Annotated in this window: 18 protein-coding genes and 1 pseudogene; 12 read left to right on the top strand and 7 right to left on the bottom strand. The window is 37.3% G+C overall.

The genetic code is table 11. From position 1 onward, the window contains the following. Nucleotides 1–198 precede the first annotated feature (198 nt). A complete protein-coding gene (locus V7149_RS03035; RefSeq protein WP_335344188.1) occupies nt 199–1,356 on the bottom strand; it encodes an MFS transporter in 1,158 nt (385 codons plus the stop codon). 189 nt (nt 1,357–1,545) lie between these two features. Here V7149_RS03035 and V7149_RS03040 point away from each other — a divergent pair, with 189 nt between their 5' ends. From V7149_RS03040 to V7149_RS03050, 3 genes are all read left to right on the top strand, one after another. After that, nucleotides 1,546–1,779, top strand: coding sequence for a DUF2249 domain-containing protein (locus V7149_RS03040; protein WP_335344189.1), 234 nt, complete (start codon nt 1,546–1,548; stop codon nt 1,777–1,779). 141 nt (nt 1,780–1,920) lie between these two features. After that, the gene (locus tag V7149_RS03045; protein ID WP_335344190.1) at nt 1,921–3,432 is read left to right on the top strand and encodes a carboxypeptidase M32; all 1,512 of its coding nucleotides are present in this window, start codon (nt 1,921–1,923) and stop codon (nt 3,430–3,432) included. Nucleotides 3,433–3,484: 52 nt separating this feature from the next. Next, the gene (locus V7149_RS03050; protein ID WP_335344191.1) at nt 3,485–4,396 is read left to right on the top strand and encodes a DMT family transporter; all 912 of its coding nucleotides are present in this window, start codon (nt 3,485–3,487) and stop codon (nt 4,394–4,396) included. Nucleotides 4,397–4,648: 252 nt separating this feature from the next. On the opposite strand, the gene V7149_RS03055 is transcribed toward V7149_RS03050, so the two are convergent. The 3 genes and pseudogenes from V7149_RS03055 to V7149_RS03065 form a co-directional block, all read right to left on the bottom strand. Continuing rightward, nucleotides 4,649–6,322 carry a b(o/a)3-type cytochrome-c oxidase subunit 1 gene (locus tag V7149_RS03055; RefSeq protein ID WP_335344208.1) on the bottom strand — a complete coding sequence of 558 codons (1,674 nt, stop codon included), beginning with the start codon at nt 6,320–6,322 and terminating at the stop codon, nt 4,649–4,651. Nucleotides 6,323–6,369: 47 nt separating this feature from the next. Next, nucleotides 6,370–6,782 (bottom strand): annotated as a pseudogene (locus tag V7149_RS03060) (cytochrome B5). A gap of 22 nt (nt 6,783–6,804) precedes the next feature. Further along, nucleotides 6,805–6,954 (bottom strand): cytochrome c oxidase subunit 2A, encoded by a 150-nt coding sequence (locus V7149_RS03065; protein ID WP_315665247.1) that lies wholly within the window; start codon nt 6,952–6,954, stop codon nt 6,805–6,807. A gap of 359 nt (nt 6,955–7,313) precedes the next feature. On the opposite strand from V7149_RS03065, the gene V7149_RS03070 reads away from it, so the two are divergent. Next, nucleotides 7,314–7,901, top strand: a complete 588-nt coding sequence (locus V7149_RS03070) for a xanthine phosphoribosyltransferase (RefSeq protein ID WP_335344192.1) — start codon at nt 7,314–7,316, stop codon at nt 7,899–7,901. Nucleotides 7,902–8,239: 338 nt separating this feature from the next. On the opposite strand, the gene V7149_RS03075 is transcribed toward V7149_RS03070, so the two are convergent. Further along, nucleotides 8,240–8,695, bottom strand: a complete 456-nt coding sequence (locus V7149_RS03075) for a chemotaxis protein CheX (protein ID WP_335344193.1) — start codon at nt 8,693–8,695, stop codon at nt 8,240–8,242. Between the two features lie 354 nt (nt 8,696–9,049). Here V7149_RS03075 and V7149_RS03080 point away from each other — a divergent pair, with 354 nt between their 5' ends. The 6 genes from V7149_RS03080 (at nt 9,050) to V7149_RS03105 (ending at nt 16,651) form a co-directional block, all read left to right on the top strand. After that, complete coding sequence (locus V7149_RS03080) at nt 9,050–10,138, top strand: type III polyketide synthase (RefSeq protein WP_335344194.1); 1,089 nt, start codon at nt 9,050–9,052, stop codon at nt 10,136–10,138. A 3-nt stretch (nt 10,139–10,141) separates the two neighbouring features. Then, nucleotides 10,142–10,690: an isoprenylcysteine carboxyl methyltransferase family protein gene (locus tag V7149_RS03085; protein WP_335344195.1), complete on the top strand. Its 549-nt coding sequence runs from the start codon at nt 10,142–10,144 to the stop codon at nt 10,688–10,690. 356 nt (nt 10,691–11,046) lie between these two features. Continuing rightward, nucleotides 11,047–14,715 (top strand): dynamin family protein, encoded by a 3,669-nt coding sequence (locus V7149_RS03090; RefSeq protein ID WP_335344196.1) that lies wholly within the window; start codon nt 11,047–11,049, stop codon nt 14,713–14,715. Next, on the top strand, nt 14,715–14,906 hold the full coding sequence (locus V7149_RS03095; protein WP_335344197.1) for a hypothetical protein: 192 nt from the start codon (nt 14,715–14,717) through the stop codon (nt 14,904–14,906). The genes V7149_RS03090 and V7149_RS03095 overlap by 1 nt, the downstream gene beginning before the upstream one ends. Further along, the gene (locus V7149_RS03100; protein WP_335344198.1) at nt 14,903–15,739 is read left to right on the top strand and encodes a sulfurtransferase; all 837 of its coding nucleotides are present in this window, start codon (nt 14,903–14,905) and stop codon (nt 15,737–15,739) included. Before V7149_RS03095 ends, V7149_RS03100 begins: the two co-directional genes overlap by 4 nt. A gap of 24 nt (nt 15,740–15,763) precedes the next feature. Next, nucleotides 15,764–16,651: a 5'-3' exonuclease gene (locus V7149_RS03105; RefSeq protein ID WP_335344209.1), complete on the top strand. Its 888-nt coding sequence runs from the start codon at nt 15,764–15,766 to the stop codon at nt 16,649–16,651. 39 nt (nt 16,652–16,690) lie between these two features. Here V7149_RS03105 and sspL read toward each other — a convergent pair whose 3' ends face one another. Continuing rightward, complete coding sequence (sspL, locus tag V7149_RS03110) at nt 16,691–16,819, bottom strand: small, acid-soluble spore protein L (protein ID WP_066294554.1); 129 nt, start codon at nt 16,817–16,819, stop codon at nt 16,691–16,693. Nucleotides 16,820–16,919: 100 nt separating this feature from the next. On the opposite strand from sspL, the gene V7149_RS03115 reads away from it, so the two are divergent. Further along, entirely contained in the window at nt 16,920–17,387 is a 468-nt protein-coding gene (locus V7149_RS03115; RefSeq protein WP_335344199.1) for a divergent PAP2 family protein, read from the top strand. Nucleotides 17,388–17,450: 63 nt separating this feature from the next. Next, entirely contained in the window at nt 17,451–17,720 is a 270-nt protein-coding gene (locus tag V7149_RS03120) for a DUF6123 family protein (protein WP_335344200.1), read from the top strand. An 89-nt stretch (nt 17,721–17,809) separates the two neighbouring features. Here V7149_RS03120 and V7149_RS03125 read toward each other — a convergent pair whose 3' ends face one another. Next, nucleotides 17,810–18,199 (bottom strand): reverse transcriptase-like protein, encoded by a 390-nt coding sequence (locus V7149_RS03125; RefSeq protein WP_335344201.1) that lies wholly within the window; start codon nt 18,197–18,199, stop codon nt 17,810–17,812. Nucleotides 18,200–18,354 lie beyond the last annotated feature (155 nt).

Genomic DNA, 18,354 nt, shown 5'->3' on the forward strand with positions numbered 1-18,354 from the left:
AATTTATGATTATCATTCTCAATTGAGAAAATAAAAAAAGAAATCCGTATTCATTCTTCGGATTTCTTCTTCTTATCAGCACAATCAAAGCATAATGATTCATTATTCTCTGTATGAACACCATTAAAAAAACCATTTAAACAATATAGCATCTTTCCACAATCGGCACAATTACTTACGTATTCATTCACCTTTTGTTCACTCCATTCCTTCAGTAACATGAGCCTTGCTTCTAAAATAAAGGAGCATCCACATCGTATTTGCAAATAAAATACATGCAGCAATAACAAAACCCGTTGCGAAGGATACGGCTAGAACGCCTGTTAAGGAGGAGCCCACGACAACTCCAAGCGAGAAAAAGGCATAAAATAAACCGAATGCTTTTCCTCTAGTTTCAAGATCAGTATGTTTTACAAGCATAGCTGAGATAGATGGAAAAAGGAATGCGAAACCAGTACCATAAATAACCATACAGATAAATAAGAGTGACAATGATGTTGACATGCTAAGGAAAATGAGTGCTATCCCAATGATACTCATACCAACCATCATCGTAATATGGTGTTGATAGCGATCAAAGAGCCGATTGGTCGGTAAAGCAAAAATTAATATCGCGGTGATCCCAAATGTACTAAGGAGAATTCCGCTATATTGAGTGCCGAATTGAAGTGATTCCACCTGCAAAGGTAGCATGTAGGCTAATACCCCTTGGGCAAACATTAAGGAAAAAGCACCGCTAAAACTAATCGAAAGCATAGGGCTTTTTAATAAAGTTATGAGTGTTTTAACAGGAGGTTCAATTTTCCTTGATATTGTTGTTGATTTATTAGGGATAACAAAGGATGACAATGCAAAAATGATAAGCATAACAATGGCAATAATAATGAATACCCAATTCACTCCGTATTTCGAAGCGATGATCCCGCCAAAGGCAGGTCCAATTATGGCTGAAATGCCGACTGCCACTCCGGAAACGGCCATTGACTTACCTTGTTTTCCTTCTTTTCCCCTATTTGCAACGACTGTAAAGGCTGCAGGCACGAGAAAGCCGCTAAATAGACCATGGAGGAATCTTACTGTGATTAATTGCCATGGAGTAGAGACCATTATGTAAAGGAGAAGAATCAAACCTGTAAGAAAAAAGCCAGCCAGTAATACTTTCTTCGGACCATGTTTATCAATCCAATACCCCGCGAGAATATTTCCGAACATATTCGAAAAAGAATACATACCAACAGCTAATCCAATTAACGCAGGGGTTGCTCCAAGTTCCTTTGCAAAAGGACTCATAATGGGGAGTTGTGCAAACATGTCAATAAAAGAAATTAAAACGATAATAAAAATAAATTGTTTCAAAGTATCTCTTCCTATAATTCATAGTCTGTCTCCTATATTATAACTGTTTTTCATGCAGAAAACGATTTTGGTGAATCATTCCTTTTAGGTCTCCTGAGAAAAGTCTTTATTCGCAGTGACCATGCTCACTTTTTATCAAGAGATTATTTTATACAATACGTTTGTAAGTATAGTTAAGGAGGAGAAAAAATGATCGAGTTTGCCCAAACCGTTATAGCACCAGATTTTCCGCCGCGAGAGAAGCATCCTACCATTTTTAAAGCATTTGATTCTTTACAATCTGGAGAGTTTATGCTGCTTGTCAATGATCATGATCCAAAACCGCTGCAATATCAATTTATGATAGAAAGAGAAAATGATTTCACTTGGGAGTATCTAGAAGAAGGACCGGATCTTTGGAAAGTGGCAATTGGAAGAAAGTAAGAAACTATAAATAAACATCGATTAAAGAGATAACAGTGGGACTGTTGTCTTTTTTTTACATATAAAAGAGGAAATACAATCTTCACTTTCGGGGGAATGTGTTAAAATAGAAAGAGTATTTAAACAATAGGGGGAATTTCCATGAATGAGGAATTACAGCAAGCAGAAAAGGATTTCTTAGAATATGTAAAGAAAATAGAAGCTTATAATGAGGCACTGTCATTAATTTATTGGGATCTACGTACCGGGGCACCGAAACAAGCGGTTGAGCAGCGCTCTGAAGTGATTGGAATGCTATCTTCAGACGTTTTTAATATGTCTACTTCGGAAGAAATGGCAGCATACATAGAAAAATTATCAGGAGATCATGCTTTATCGGACATAACGAAGAAGACTTTAGCTGAATGTAAAAAGGAATATGACCGCAATAAAAAAATTCCTCCAGCTGAATATAAGGAATATGTTATTCTTCAAGCGAAGGCAGAAAGTATTTGGGAAGAGGCAAAGGCAAAATCTGATTTTGCGATGTTTGAGCCACATTTAGAGAAACTTGTTGCTACGACAAAGCGCTTTATCAATTACTGGGGCTATGAAGGTAATAAATATAATACCTTGCTTGATATGTATGAACCCGGAATTACAGTTGAAGCATTAGATCAAGTTTTTGGAGAATTGAGGGAAAAAATCGTTCCACTTGTACAAAAAATTAATGAGTCTGCAAATAAACCACATACTGAATTTTTATTGGAGCACTTCCCAAAGGAAAACCAACGTCAATTTAGCTTGGAAATTTTAGAGCAAATGGGCTATAACTTTAATGCGGGCAGACTCGATGAGACCGTTCATCCCTTTGCAATAGGATTGAATCCAGGTGATGTTCGTGTAACGACAAGATACGATGAGAACGATTTCCAGACAGCTGTGTTTGGTACAATTCATGAGGGCGGGCATGCGTTATATGAACAAAATATTTCACAAGATTTAATCGGTACTCCACTATGCGATGGCACCTCAATGGGAATTCATGAATCCCAGTCACTTTTCTATGAAAACTTTGTCGGGCGCAATCCATCCTTTTGGAAAAAGAATTTCAATTTATTAAAGGAATATTCTACAGGGCAATTTGATGAGGTTACGGTGGATGATTTTTGCTTGGCTATCAATGAATCTAAGCCATCGCTTATTCGTATTGAAGCAGATGAATTAACTTATCCTTTGCATGTTATTATCCGCTATGAAATTGAAAAAGGGTTATTTAATGATGAAATTGAGGTTAGAGATCTGCCGAAAGTCTGGAATGATAAGTATGAAGAATACTTAGGTATAAGACCTGATTATGATGGTAATGGAGTTCTTCAGGATGTACATTGGTCAGGTGGGATGTTTGGATATTTTCCATCTTACGCTCTAGGGTATATGTACGCGGCCCAGCTAAAGAATGCGATGCTGAAAGACTTGCCAAATTTTGACCAGCTATTAGAAGAAGGAAACTTGCTTCCGATTAAGGAATGGTTCACAGAGAAAGTCCACAAGTTTGGAAAGCTCAAAAAACCGCTTGAAATTCTTAAAGATGCCACAGGTGAAGGGTTAAATGCACAACACTTAATAAAATACTTGGATGAAAAGTACAGCAAAGTTTATAAATTAAACTAGGTTGACATGGGGGATGACTATAGTCATTCCCTTCCTTTAAGGAGAGAAATAAATGAAGAGGCTTCTACCTTATTTTATGATTGCAGCGGGAGCCAGTCTCTGGGGAATTATTGCAATCTTCGTTAAAGGGTTAGCGGATTATGGGTTTGCACCAATGGAAATTGTGGCAATTAGAGTCATATATGCGGCTATATTCTTACTATTAATTGGTTTATTTAAGTATCGAAACAATATGAAATTAAAGGAAATGAAGGATGTAAGACTGTTTATAGGCACAGGCATATTAAGTGTAGTATTCTTTAATTTTTGTTATTTTACGACTATAGGTCAGATGAATATTTCAATAGCAGTTATTCTATTATATACCTCTCCTGCCTTCGTCACGATTTTATCCTTTATATTTTTGAAGGAAAGCTTAAATCTGAATAAAATACTGGCTGTCCTAGGTACCATTATAGGATGTATTTTAATAGCAGGGGTTTCGGCGGGTGCAAGTAAGATAACCTTTATTGGCATATTAACTGGCTTAGGATCCGGGCTTGGATATGCGTTGTATACGATATTTGGAAAGTTTGCTCTGCGAAAATATCAACCTTTTACTGTTACGTTATATACCTTTATTTTGGCTTCCGTATTCTTATTGCCGATTACACAGCTTTGGAAAAAGCTTGATTTATTAATGGATTCACATGTGCTTTTGTATGGGATTGGCTTAGGGTTTATTCCAACTGTATTAGCGTATTTTATATACACATGGGGTCTTGAGAAGACAGAGGGGAGCAAGGCTGCGGTCATTGCAACGGTTGAACCGGTCGTTGCTACGTTGTTAGGTGTTATGCTTTATGGGGAGATACTAGGTTTTATTCAAATTACAGGTGCCATATTAATTCTTTGCTCTGTCATTATCGTCAATGTAACCTTCCGCAAAAAGGGAGCAAAACCGTTAGAAGAGAAGATTTCATAAGAAAAAGCACTCCGAATTTCGGAGTGCTTATGTTTTATCGATCTAGCTACAGCGCCTACCCCAAACGTACAGGACGTACTAGTGTCGACNNCCTCGAGGTCACAAGCCAAGCCTCCCGGAAAGATAAAGTACATCTTTCCGTGAGGCTCGTCTTGTGCTTGTCGGGGGTGGACACAAAGGAAAGCTTCTGCGAATATTCATCGCAGGAACAATTGTCCTTTGATTGTTCCGAAGGCGCTTCCGCTTTTCAAATTACCATAATTTAAATCCTTTAGCTCCCGGAGGCGCATTTTGGATTAAATCAATGAGTGGTAGTGTATAAGCGAAAAGAATCAATGCAGCTGTAATACCAACCCATAATTTCCAGTTGTCGAAAACCATTGGAGTCTTTTCTGCCTCATCTGCTACTTCGCCAACAGGGAATTCCTGATCTCCTTTAGGAGCGAAGAAGGCAAGATTAACAAAAATGTAAAGCATAAGGATAATACCAATGAATAGGATAGATCCGCCAACTGCTTGTGCAATCTGATATGGAATCCATTCTAATGCTTGTGGAGCGCCACCGTATTCAGAGTAGGCTGAGCGGCGAGGTGCACCAAGTAGTCCAGCGGCATGCATAGCTCCAGACATAAATGTCATCCCAATTGTCCAAATTATCCCTTGAATCATTGCTAATTTATTTAATTTCTTCGTAAATACTCTGCCAGTTAAGTGTGGAATTAACCAGAAAGAAATGCCGAAGAATGTAAGCATAACTGCAGTAGCAGCTGTTAAATGGAAGTGACCTGTAACCCAAATCGTATTGTGAACAACTTGGTTCATTTGGTGAGAAGCGTTAACAATACCGCCAGCTCCGCCAGGGATAAAGGATAGCATTCCGATAAATGGAATTGTAAAGCGTGCATCTCCCCATGGAAGCTTCTTAAACCAGCCAAATAGTCCTTTTGCACCTTTTGAACGTCCGAAGCTTTCGAAAGTAGCAAATAGTGAGAAAGCCGTCATCATAGATGGAATAACAACAAGGAATGTTAATACAACCTGTAAGAATTTCCAAGCTGGATCAATTCCGGGCTCCAACAACTGATGGTGGAAACCAACTGGGATTGAGAAAAGCAATAATAGAACAAATGACATCCGAGCTAAAGAGTCTGAGAAAATCTTTCCGCCGATTATTTTTGGGATAATGACATACCATGCCATATAAGCTGGCAATAACCAGAAGTAAACTAGCGGGTGTCCAAAATACCAGAATAATGTACGGCTGACACCGATGTTAATAGTGTCTACTAGACCAAGTGACCATGGTAATAATTGGAATAAAACCATTACCGCTACACCAATTGTCGCTACATCCCACATAATAAATGTAATCACTGACATGAAAGTGAGAAGAGGGCTTGGCGTCCCAGGATTTGCTTTTTTCCATTCGCCATATTTCATGTAAACTATTGCACTATCAAACCAAGTTCCGACAATGACTAATGTTAAGCCTAGGTAGAATAGAAAATGGGCTTGAAGTGGTGCGTAAAAAGTAAATAATACTGTAGCTTCATTTAATAGAATCATTGTAGCAGCCATTACAGTACCGATAGTCTTTAGCCAAAATCCGATCCAGCCAATGGTCCGCTGGCGTCCAGTAAAGGTTCCTGAAGTTTTGCTTACTGAAGAAATCATAAATCCAATGATAAAGAATATAGTTAGAACAAGTCCTAATACAACACCGTGAACCGTAAGAATTTGATAATAACCAATTCCAGCAGGCAAAACAAATTTTCCTGAACGAACTAATACTTGTAATAAACCTGCAAGTCCGCCAATTGCTAGGGCGATGAATGCCACATAGAAGTGGGCCATTGCTAATTTACCATCACGGCGGTCAACTTTTGTATTTGCTTGTTGCTTCAGCGTAATGTTTGCTTTTGTCATTTTGCCGTCACGGCGGTCAGCTTTTGCAGTTGCTTCTTGTGTAAGCATTATTCAACCACCTCAATTTTCGAAGTCATCATATGGTGACCANNCTTATGTAGCCTGGCTCTAGCATCATATTAACGTTTGTGCCGGCTACTTCAAAGCCGTGGATAACATCTTTTGTGGTGGCAATGACTTTAACTTTTGCACCTTTAGGAATTTGAACCTCACCAGGCTCATAATTGAAGGCAGATGCTACAAATACTAGTTCGTAATCCCATTCCTTCCCTTCAACCTTTTTAAGACCAGGTTCATTAAATGGCGCTGTTGTATCAACTTTCTCTGGATCTATGACTGCTAAACAGCTTGGCGGCTGATTTCCTAAATAGAACGCGCTAACCCCTATAACAGTTAAAAATACGAGCAGCGAACCGATTCCAAAAATAAGCCAAATTTTTTCAAACTTATGCATATGCATGGCTTTTTTCCCCTTTCAACTATTAAGAACGATCTAAGAATAATGAATAAATGCTAACCCAAGTAACGATTAAGATTACTCCTAAAATCATTACAGATGCCAACGTCCCCTTTAATGAGGAACTATCTTCAATTTCAGTTTCTGGTTGTCTACTTAGTTCTGGTTTCGCCATTTTCTTCACTCCTTTCGGAAATTTGGAAAAAGTAAATGATTACAATTTCATAATACTCTACTATTAAAGAGAATCTAGATGGTTTTTCTGAGTTCACAAATTGTTCATTCGTTACTTTATCACTATGGTAATAGTGAAAAATTGATAAAACAGTGATGTATATCACATAAAAAGGAAGAGAATTGTGAAGAAATTGTGAAGATCAGTTATTCCTGTTTATAATAGGAAGTGAATAGATTTATTGTGTAAGCCTGAAGATCTTTGCCTCACACATTATAATAATGTGGACATTGATTTTCAGGAGTTTTTTTCGTACTTTAATTAAGCGGAATCTTTTATTTACGAGGGGGACCTGAATAATGGAGTTATTAAAGAACAAAATTAAAGAGGATGGTATTGTGCTTTCAGATACTGTGCTAAAGGTAGACGCTTTTCTGAACCACCAGATTGATCCTCTGTTGATGTATGAAATCGGAAATGAATTTGCCAGCCGTTTCCGTAACGAAGGCATTACAAAAATATTAACACTTGAATCTTCTGGAATCGCGCCATCAGTCATGACAGGTTTACAGTTAAACGTACCTGTTATCTTTGCTAGAAAACGTAAATCATTAACCTTAATAAATGAACTATATACTGCCAATGTTTATTCATTTACAAAGCAGGAATCGAATGAAATCTCTATTTCATCAAAATATTTACATACGGATGATCGCGTACTGATTATTGATGATTTCCTGGCAAACGGTCAGGCAGCAATGGGACTTATTGATATGGTTAAGCAAGCAAATGCTAAAATTGCTGGAATTGGAATTGTCATTGAAAAAGGTTTCCAGGATGGGGGCAAAATCCTTCGAAAAGATGAATATCGTGTAGAATCACTAGCTATAGTAAGCTCACTGGAAAATGGGGAGGTAACTTTTGCACAGGAAAAAGTTGTGGAATGAAGCAATGAAACAACATCCATATAAGGATTTGCTTCATAAAGAAGAAACCGCCTGATGGGCGGTTTTGTTGTTTAATGGATTTCCCTAATTTCCCACGTATTTTTACTTTCACACATCCATATTTATGTAAATATAATGGTTTAACCGAAACTCTACAGGATGTGAACATCAAGAATGGAAAAATATTATTGCGATCATTGCAGACTTATCTATCACAAGAAAGAGTTTTGCAAAGTTTGTGGAGCGCTAGCAGAAAAAAAGATTATTATCGAAGTCCAAAAACAAAATAACCCTAATAATGATTAACCTCCAAAGTAACTGGGTACGTTAATTACGTGTTATCCGACTTCTACCATTAATACAATCATCAAGCTTCCCGCATCACGAATAGTGACTGGCAAGCGAAAGGCTTTAGTGAAACCATATACCTTCGTTTGTCCGACCAAAACAGTTGGGGGAGTAATATCCATCTCAAATCCTCTCTGTGAGACATAGGTTGAAATGCTTCCTGCAATCATATTACCAAGCTCACCAGCAAAGGATTCTAGCATTTCACCTTCAAGCACCATTCCAAACATAGCTTCACCAATCTTGCCAAAAACCAATTCATCGCCATCGATGATAATTCGTCCTCTTGCATCACCTGTCATCCCAATTAAGACTCCTATGGAATGCTGAGTGAAGGGCTGGGTAAATAGGGCTGGTTTTTCTACATGAATCTCTAATGGCACAACCGATTTTACAGCCTCAATTGTTCCGTTCAAAATATCAGTTACACTTTTTGTGATCGACATACAGCATTCCCCCAAGAACATCAATAGTCCTATTTTAACATTTTATTAAAAAGAAATTGTTAAAAATTGATGAAAAAAATTATATTCTGTTACTTATTTCCTTGATAATCTAAACGACATATTCTTTGTATTAACACATTTGGTAATGTTTTGGTGATGCTTCCTCAATAAAAAGAATTTATAATAATAGATGCACAGCAACTCCTTCAAAACGTTAGCTTCCTCAGTCAGAGGGAGCTTTTTTTAGTTATGTCACTATGTTTGCTTCTTCTGTGCCCCTAACTGTGAAGTTAAATGAATATTATGCATTTATTGGGAAAAATTAACGATAAGCATAAAGAAGGAGAGATCGATATGCCATCAATTGTCTCTGTTGCAGAAGCTATACCTGTCCATTCTCTCAATCAGGAAGAGGTAATGGAATTTGCTAGAGATCTATTTTCCGAATCCTTTTCGAATATTGAAAGGTTATTAAGGGCATTTCATAATGGTCAAATTGAAAAACGGCATTTTGTGAAAGATATGGAATGGTATAAAAAGGAGAAAACATTTGAAGAAAGAAATCAAGCATACATAGAATGCGCTGTAGAGCTAGGTGTTGAAGCAATTGAAAATTGTTTGAAGAGTAAGGATTTCCTCAGCAGAGATATAGCGTACGAAGAAATTGATGCTATTTTTTTCATCTCGAGCACTGGGATTTCTACACCAAGTATTGAGGCAAGAATCATGAACAGGCTTATCTTCCATCCACATACAAAGAGAATTCCCATTTGGGGATTAGGTTGTGCTGGCGGAGCTTCGGGATTGTCGAGGGCATATGAATATTGCCTTGCTTTTCCAAAAGCAAAAGTCATTGTGCTTGCAATTGAATTATGCAGCTTAACCTTTCAAATGAATGATCGTTCGAAAAGTAACTTAATTGGCACCTCTCTTTTTGCCGATGGTGCTGCATGTGCACTCATTGCAGGGGATCAGGCTGATAGAAATACCTTTCAGAAGCTTGAATCAGTACCCGCCATTCTTCGTACCCAATCAACGTTCATGCAGGATTCATTAGATGTGATGGGCTGGGAAGTAAAGAGTAAAGGCCTTTATGTTGTTTTTTCGAAAGATATACCCTCGATAATAGAAAGCTGGCTCAAGCCTGCTGTTTTAGACTTTTTGGTGAAAGAACGAATGGAGATAGATGAAATTAACTATTTCATTGCACATCCCGGCGGAAAAAAAGTGATTGATGCCTATATTCAATCCATCGGTTTCGAACCGGAAATGACAAGGATTTCTCTCGAGGTTCTTAAAGAATACGGAAATATGTCTTCAACGACCATATTATATGTATTAAAAAGGTTTATGGAAATAGGGAAAAAGGGAGAATACGGTCTTGCAACCGCTTTAGGACCGGGATTTTGTTCGGAAATGCTGTTGCTGAGATGGGAGAATTAGCAAATGCTTTTTACGATTTTTATTACAGTGACTATTTTGCAGAGAATAGTTGAATTAATAATTGCAAAGAAAAACGAACGCTTTATGAAAAGCCAAGGAGCGCTTGAGTTTGGACAATCACATTATCCTTTCATTGTAGCCGTACATAGTTTGTTTTTTGTTTCCTACATATTAGAGGTAAGCTTTGTTGGCCATGAAGTTTCCTCCTATTGGCCCATCCTATTCCCATTATTTTTACTTACACAAGCAGGGAGAATTTGGGCGCTTAAATCTCTAGGCCCATATTGGAATACAAAAATTATTGTTTTGCCTAATGCTAGGATCATTAGAAAGGGACCGTATCGTTTCTTCAAACATCCTAATTATATCATTGTTTCTGCTGAATTTCTCATTATACCACTTATGTTTGAAGCCTATATAACAACGGCGCTCTTTACTATAATGAATATCATCATTTTGGCGATTAGAATTCCAGCTGAAGAAAATGCATTAAAGAAATTAACGGCATATGAACAAGCTTTTTCACACGGATCAAGCCTCACGAAAATTTGAAAAAAGTATTTGCGGAACTTCTATTGAAAATGATTATCGTTAATGATAAAATTCTAATTGAATTTGAAAATTATTCTCATTAACAGGAAGGTGTTGTTACAGATGGTAGCGATTTTTATTGCGGGTACAGTAACAGCCTATGCTTTAGTTATGAAATATGTTTTAAATCATGTTGCAAAGCCACATACAAGACTATAAATTCTATTCCTACATAACCAGGTGAAGACCTGGTTTTATTTTTTTCACTCTGAAGAAAACAGTCATAAAAATGTTAAGTTCCATATTCTAAATATAGGCATTATAAGAAAAATCATTTAGAATAGAAGGAAAATGATTGAACAAGGGGATACGTATTCATGGTTCGAACGGAACTTCAGCTAGATACGGTTGATTTAATTAACAGGATAACGGCTTTATATGAATATTTTAATAAAAATCAAGATAATCAAACAGCAGAAAGGGCAAAGGACCTAGCTATAAAGCTTGATAAAAAAGAATATGCAATTGCATTTTGCGGGCACTTTTCTGCCGGAAAATCAAGCATGATCAATAAAATTATTGGTGAAAACTTGCTGCCATCCAGCCCGATCCCGACAAGCGCAAATTTAGTAAAAATTAAATCGGGAGAGGATTATGCAAAGGTCATTTTTAAAGAAGGCAATCCGAGATTATATCTGGCTCCCTATGATTATAATCAAGTGAAATCCTATTGTAAGGATGGAGACCAAATCCATTCAATTGAAATTAGCTATTCTGATACGAGCCTGCCGAAAAATGCGGTGATTATGGATACGCCGGGCATCGATTCAACGGATGATGCTCACCGAATTGCTACTGAGTCAGCCTTGCACCTTGCGGATTTAGTATTTTATGTCATGGATTATAATCATGTCCAGTCAGAATTGAACTTCTTATTTACAAAAGAGCTGGCTGCTGCTGGGAAGCAAGTTTATTTAATTATTAATCAAATTGATAAGCATCGGGATGAAGAATTGAGCTTCGATCAGTTTAAACAAAGTGTGAAGGATTCTTTTGCCTCTTGGGGGGTAATACCAGAAAGAATATTTTACACATCGTTAAAAAAAGAAGACCATAAAGAAAATGAGTTCTTAGCTTTACAAAAGTTTATTGCAGATAAAATTGCCAATAGCGAATTACTGCTTCCTGAGTCTGTTTATCATTCATTGAATAAGCTTTCAAGTGAGCATTTGATTTATTTAGAAGAAAAAAGTTGGGCTGAAATTGAAAAATATGAGAAAAGATTAGAAGAACTGTCTGTCGATGAGAGAGGAGTACTGGCTGAAAAGGTTGCAGCATTAGAGGCTAAGCTAGATGAAGGCAGAGCTTTTCTAAAAACAGCGGAAATTAACTTCATTCATAAAGTGGATGATGTTTTGGATAATGCTTACTTAATGCCGTTCCAAACGAGAGAGCTTGCAGAAAACTATATCGAGTCATGCCAGCCTGGCTTTAAGGTAGGACTATTTTTCTCGCGGCAAAAAACAGAACAGGAAAGATTGAATCGTCTAGAGCTTTTTTTCCAAGACCTTGCGGAAAAAGTAAAGTCGCAAATTGACTGGCATATTAAGGAACTAATGGTTAATGAACTAAAGGAGCATGAGGTACATGATTCCGAATTATTAGGAAGAGCACAAAACTTTACTGTTTTCTTTAACAAGGATCTGATTGCTAACACGGTAAAGGAAGGTGCATTGCTTTCAGGTGACTATGTTCTCCAATATACGAATGACCTAGCAGAATCTATTAAGAAATTGGCTAAAAAAAGTTTAGCAGAATTTAAGGAATTGCTCTTACGCACTTTATCTTTAAAAACCGAAAAGGAACAGAGCCTTATAGAAAGTGAATGGAAACGATACAAAGGATATAATGAAGACTTGCACATGCTAACCGAAATAAAGGAAGGTCTGCGCACGGCGAAAGTCAACATGAATGATTTATTTGAAGGGGAATTTTCTCATCAAAAATATGCGGAAATGGCAAAAGGTTTACTTACCTTGCCAACTGAAGAAGTTGAAGTTATCCATCAAACAAATGCAGCTGTGATTGATATAAAAGAAGAAGATAACGGTTTTCATGAAATAGATAACGCTCTTCAAACAGTTGGCGATAAAGTAGAAGAAAAGGCTGTAAATGCTTTAGTTGAAAAATTAAACTTTACGGCGAATGCCATCCAAGAAGTACCTGGATTCAAAAAAATGACTGCAGAATTGCTGCAAAAAGCAGAGCGCCTGAAAGATAAGAGATTTACAGTAGCACTTTTCGGAGCATTCAGTGCTGGAAAATCTTCATTTGCCAATGCATTAATTGGCCATAAGCTTCTTCCAGTATCGCCAAACCCGACAACAGCTGCGATTAATAAAATCATGCCAATTAATGATCAAAATCCTCATGGAACAGTGTTAGTGAAGGTAAAAGCAGCCGACATATTATTTGAAGATGTAAACAGATCATTGAACGTCTTCAGTCAGTCTGCAGCAGATTTCGATGATGCGATCGAGAAAATTAGAAAAGTAATGAGCAGCATTTCAGATTTTGATGCAAATGAAAAGACCCACTTTGCCTTCTTGAATGCTTTTTTACGAGGATTTGATTCATTTAAAGAAATACTTGGAACAACCGTTAAGACTGACCTAGTAGAGTTTAAAGGCTATGTGGCTATAGAAGAAAAATCCTGTTTTGTTGATATGATTGAAGTGTACTATGATTGTGAGCTGACGAGAAAAGGAATCACACTTGTTGATACTCCCGGAGCCGATTCTATAAATGCCCGTCATACTGGAGTAGCCTTTGATTACATCAAAAATTCAGATGCGATCCTGTTTGTCACTTACTATAATCATGCCTTCTCAAAAGCTGACCGTGAATTCCTTATCCAATTGGGGCGTGTTAAGGATTCCTTTGAACTTGATAAAATGTTCTTTGTCGTCAATGCGATTGATCTTGCAAATAATGAAGAAGAGAAAGAATCCGTTTTACAATATGTTGGTGAACAGCTTGTTCAATATGGAATACGCCGACCTAATCTTTTTGGGCTTTCAAGTCTTGAGGCTTTAACTGAAAAGCTCGAAAACATTCAGGAGAAACATTCTAAAATTGATAAATTTGAGGAAAGCTTTTATTCGTTTATTACAAATGAGCTTATGCAAATTTCGATCACTTCTGCAGAATTGGGCTGGAATCGTGTATTGGAACAGCTTCGTACCTTTATTCAGTCATCACACGAAAATAAGGAATTAAAGGCTCAAAGACGAATCCAGCTGGAAGAAGAATTAAAAACAATTCTAGCCGTGTTCAAAAATCAGGATGCTGAGATTTTTACGCAAAGATTAGAACAAGAGGCAGCCGAGCTAGTTTTTTATATAAAGCAAAGAGTGTTTCTGCGTTATGGTGATTTCATTAAGGAGGCCTTTAACCCTGCTGCACTTAAGGATGATGGCCGTAATTTAAAGAAAGCCTTGCAAGCAGCCCTTGAAGATTTCCTGCAAAGCTTTGGATTTGACTTTGCTCAGGAATTGAGAGCAACAACGTTAAGATTAGAAGCGTATATCGGTAAATTATGTAAGCAGGCTCAAGATATGCTTGGTCAAAAGGTTGCGGAGATTAATAAGGAATTAAGCTTTAGCCCGTATGAAACGAGAAAAATGGAAGGAATTGAGTTTAATTCAGCTTTTGTCAGTGAGAATCGAGCCCAGTTTTCAAAGGCATTAGCCCATTTTAAAAATCCAAAGTCATTCTTTGAAAAAAATGAAAGAAAGAATTTAAGCGATGAATTGGAGCAGCTCATAAATCCGCTATCTGATCATTATCTGCAAATTGAAGGCGAAAAGCTGAAAAAACATTATGCTGCACTTCTAATCGGTGAATACTCACTTATGCTTACAATTCTGTCTGAACAGGCGAATGAATATTATGAGGGTCTTTTAGCTGTTCTAAGAGATGACTTCCCAATTGAAGAGCTGGAGAAAAAAGAGAAAGAAATTACTCATTTCTCTCATGAATCATAATGAAGATTCAGTCCTTTCATGCATGTGCAACTTGTATTCATTTTCAGGCGAAAAAATTCGAAAAAGGAATAACTTATCATTGCCAGCGTCTCGGTTATGAAACAAAACCAAACTACCAATTTCAATGCTGGACACCGAAAGAACATGTGCAGAAGCTGATGGAAAAAAGATTGAGGGAGATGAAGGAATGATTTTGACCGTTGAAAAGGAATGGCTGAAAGAGCGTTTAAATAATGAGGATATGAGGATCGTTGATTGTCGATATAATTTGGGCTCTTCAGAAGAAGGTTTTGAACAATATGTAAATGATCATATTCCGGGTGCTGTATATTTTCATCTCGGGAAAGATTTATCAGGACCCGTTTCTTCTCATGGCGGCAGACATCCGTTACCTGAAATCGAGGAATTTAGACAGACACTTCAAGATGCCGGCATTCATAATCAAACGACTATCGTAGCATATGACGGAGGCGAGGGTTCATATGCTGCCCGGCTTTTGTGGCTATTACATTATGTTGGTCATAAAAATGTGTATGTATTAAATGGGGGCTATAAAGCCTGGACAGAAGCTGGGTATCCAGTAGATCGTGCAATTCCTGAATTTCCAAAAACCGCTTTTGAGATAAAAATGGATGAAACCATTTTTGCTTCCAATGTAGAAGTTAAAAAAGTGGTTGATAGGAAAAATCAAGAAATAGTCATTATTGATTCTAGAGAAAGTAAGCGATATTTAGGACTAGTTGAGCCAATTGATAAAAAAGCTGGCCATATCCCAGGAGCGATTAATAAGGTTTGGCTAGATGGTTATGAAAATGGCTCTTTCAAAACTGGAGCAGATCAGGCAAAAAGATTCACTGATATTGACAAAGATAAGCAAATAATTGTTTATTGCGGTTCAGGAGTCACCGCCACTCCAAATTACATGGCACTAAAGGCTGCAGGGTACAAACATGTTAAACTATATGCTGGAAGCTTTAGTGATTGGATATCGTATGATGAAAATGATATTGAAACGGGAGAGTAAATAAAAAAGGGAGAGAGATAATTGATAAACGAAAATAAACCTTCATTTATGCTAGTCGATGGAATGGCATTATTATTTAGAGCCTATTTTGCTACTGCCGTGCACGGGCAATTTATGGTAAATTCCAAAGGTGTGCCGACGAATGGAGTCTATGGGTTTGTTAAACATTTTTTAGCAGCTGTATCAAATTTCAACCCATCACATGTCGCTGTTTGTTGGGATATGGGAAGTAAAACGTTTAGAACGGACATGTATGACGGATACAAAGCAAATCGGCCAGAAGCACCTGTTGAACTAATTCCACAGTTCGACCTTGTAAAGGAAGTGGTGGAATCCTTTGATGTTCCGAATATTGGGTTGAAGGGCTATGAAGCAGACGACTGTATTGGGACGATAGCAAGTCATGTAAAAGAGGACGCATTTGTAAACATTATTACAGGTGATCAGGATATTCTGCAGCTATTGGATGAACGGATATCTGTGGTGTTATTGCAAAAAGGGTATGGCAATTATTTAGTTCATACGAAGGATACATTTTACGAAGAAAAGGGCATTCACCCTAGGCAAATGATTGATTTAAAAGCATTTATGGGCGATTCAAGTGATAATTATCCTGGGGTAAAAGGAATTGGTGAGAAAACAGCCTTAAAGCTATTACAGCAATTTGGACATATTGAAGGCGTTCTTGAAAACTTGGATCAATTATCTAAAGCACAAAGGACTAAAATTGAACAAGATTTGGAAATGCTTCATTTAAGCAGACAACTAGCTGAAATCAAATGTGATGTACCTGTTGAGTGTGGATTAGACCATGCAAGGTTTTCCGTAAATCGTGACAAGGTGATAAATAAGTTTGATGAAATTGAATTTCGCGGGCTTGATCGGTTGCTTGACATAAAACAATATGCGTAATAGAAGGCTGTCCTATTAGCTTTTAGGACAGCCGTTCTTTTATTTAGTATTTTTTTTCTTAGCTGCATTCTCCAGTTTGCTTTTAGGGTCCTCGGTAATATCCTGTCCATAGCCTTGCGGATTCACACCAGAAGCAAGCTTCCCTCTATTTCTTTCTCTTTTTCCCAACTTTTACATACCTCCCTAATATTGTTTTCAATACTAGTATTTCCGAAAAGAATAATTACACTCTTCTAACTTCACACTAATAATTGAGGTGAGATCATAAATGAATAAAGGTGTATACATTGCTTTATTAAGCATAGGATTGGCTCAAGCTTTGAAAATTCCGATTCACTTTTTCAAGAAAAAAGAATTTAGGCCAGAATTATTTTTTCACACTGGCGGAATGCCAAGTTCACATTCTGCTGGAGTATCATCATTAACCACTTTTATTGCCTTAAGAAGAGGGATACCGACAATCGATTTCGCTCTCTCATTAATTTATGGGCTAATCGTTATGTATGATGCACAAGGGATTAGAAGACAAACAGGGGAATTAACATTAAAAGTAAATAGCATGGGTGAATTGATTGAGAAAATTCACAAAGACGAGTCTGTCGAATTTGAGCAGGAAAAGTCACCAAAGAAACTAAAGGAGATGCTCGGTCATCATCCAGCTGAAGTAATCGGTGGAGCCTTGCTGGGGGTTGCAACAGGAACGATTGGGTATTTACTCACAAAAAAAGATAGATAATTGTCGAAATATAAGGTAAAATTTAGAGTGTTTGGTTAAAAAGGGGAAAGGGATGACATGTTCTTGAAGACAGTGGAAGATTATTTAAGTTTTTTACAAAGTAAAGGCTTTCAGTTTCAAGAGGATGCGGTTGGTTTTATTTATTTTGGGAAGCATTACACGAATGCAACAGATGAACTGACAAACACAGCAATAGAACTAACCTTAAAGGCACAAAAATCCTTTGATGGCAGCTTTTATGTATCATTGCTGGAAATGCTCATATCCAATAAGATTAATACCCGCCTTGAGGCTATTCAGTTTGTTAAAGAAAAAGGATTGATTTCGGTCTAAATGAATCATGTTTGAATATTAATATGGACGAAATGAAGGAGGTGCCCATTTCGTCCATTTTTTTTCCGATCCTAAAAGTGTATAACTTTCTATTTATTCTTACGTATGGCCGCTCTTGCTAATTCATCCGCTGCCTTGTTTTCAGAACTGGGTATCCATTTCATGAAAAATAAATCCAGCTGTTTGCTTAAATGTAAGGCCTTTTCCAAGAGGGATGCATAGCCTTTATTTTTGGCATACTCCTTTTCAATGGCCCGATTAACTGCCTGAGAGTCAGTTCGAAAGGAAACAATCCTATAGCCCTTTTCAATACAGATTTCAAGTGCTTTAATTAATGCATAGTATTCCGCTTCATGATTTTCCATATGGCCAAGCGGTATGGAATATCTTTCAACTGCTCCATTTCCTTTTATAAAAATTCCTGCACCGCTAGGCCCGGGATTGCCCGCACTCGCCCCATCAATATATACTTCAATCAAACAAGCTTCCTCCAATATTAACAGTAATTTTTATCGCAGATTAACGGGCAGTAAGACCCCCACTTTAATGATTTACGAATAACAAAAAATTCTATGCGGGGGATCTAACTGCCCGTAAAGGCCCGATTATATGAACACAGACTAAGAACGCCACG

The sequence above is a fragment of the Bacillus sp. JJ1503 genome, from assembly GCF_036965125.1.
In the GTDB taxonomy this organism is placed as follows: domain Bacteria; phylum Bacillota; class Bacilli; order Bacillales; family Cytobacillaceae; genus Cytobacillus.

Excerpts from the sequence above, each read along its gene's own strand:
- V7149_RS03055 (WP_335344208.1), bottom strand. The coding sequence starts at position 6,322 with ATGACAAAAGCAAACATTACGCTGAAGCAACAAGCAAATACAAAAGTT.
- V7149_RS03070 (WP_335344192.1), top strand. The coding sequence starts at position 7,314 with ATGGAGTTATTAAAGAACAAAATTAAAGAGGATGGTATTGTGCTTTCA.
- V7149_RS03065 (WP_315665247.1), bottom strand. The coding sequence starts at position 6,954 with ATGGCGAAACCAGAACTAAGTAGACAACCAGAAACTGAAATTGAAGAT.
- V7149_RS03090 (WP_335344196.1), top strand. The coding sequence starts at position 11,047 with ATGGTTCGAACGGAACTTCAGCTAGATACGGTTGATTTAATTAACAGG.
- V7149_RS03080 (WP_335344194.1), top strand. The coding sequence starts at position 9,050 with ATGCCATCAATTGTCTCTGTTGCAGAAGCTATACCTGTCCATTCTCTC.
- V7149_RS03095 (WP_335344197.1), top strand. The coding sequence starts at position 14,715 with ATGAAGATTCAGTCCTTTCATGCATGTGCAACTTGTATTCATTTTCAG.
- V7149_RS03115 (WP_335344199.1), top strand. The coding sequence starts at position 16,920 with ATGAATAAAGGTGTATACATTGCTTTATTAAGCATAGGATTGGCTCAA.
- V7149_RS03040 (WP_335344189.1), top strand. The coding sequence starts at position 1,546 with ATGATCGAGTTTGCCCAAACCGTTATAGCACCAGATTTTCCGCCGCGA.
- V7149_RS03075 (WP_335344193.1), bottom strand. The coding sequence starts at position 8,695 with ATGTCGATCACAAAAAGTGTAACTGATATTTTGAACGGAACAATTGAG.
- V7149_RS03050 (WP_335344191.1), top strand. The coding sequence starts at position 3,485 with ATGAAGAGGCTTCTACCTTATTTTATGATTGCAGCGGGAGCCAGTCTC.
- V7149_RS03085 (WP_335344195.1), top strand. The coding sequence starts at position 10,142 with ATGCTTTTTACGATTTTTATTACAGTGACTATTTTGCAGAGAATAGTT.
- V7149_RS03045 (WP_335344190.1), top strand. The coding sequence starts at position 1,921 with ATGAATGAGGAATTACAGCAAGCAGAAAAGGATTTCTTAGAATATGTA.
- V7149_RS03100 (WP_335344198.1), top strand. The coding sequence starts at position 14,903 with ATGATTTTGACCGTTGAAAAGGAATGGCTGAAAGAGCGTTTAAATAAT.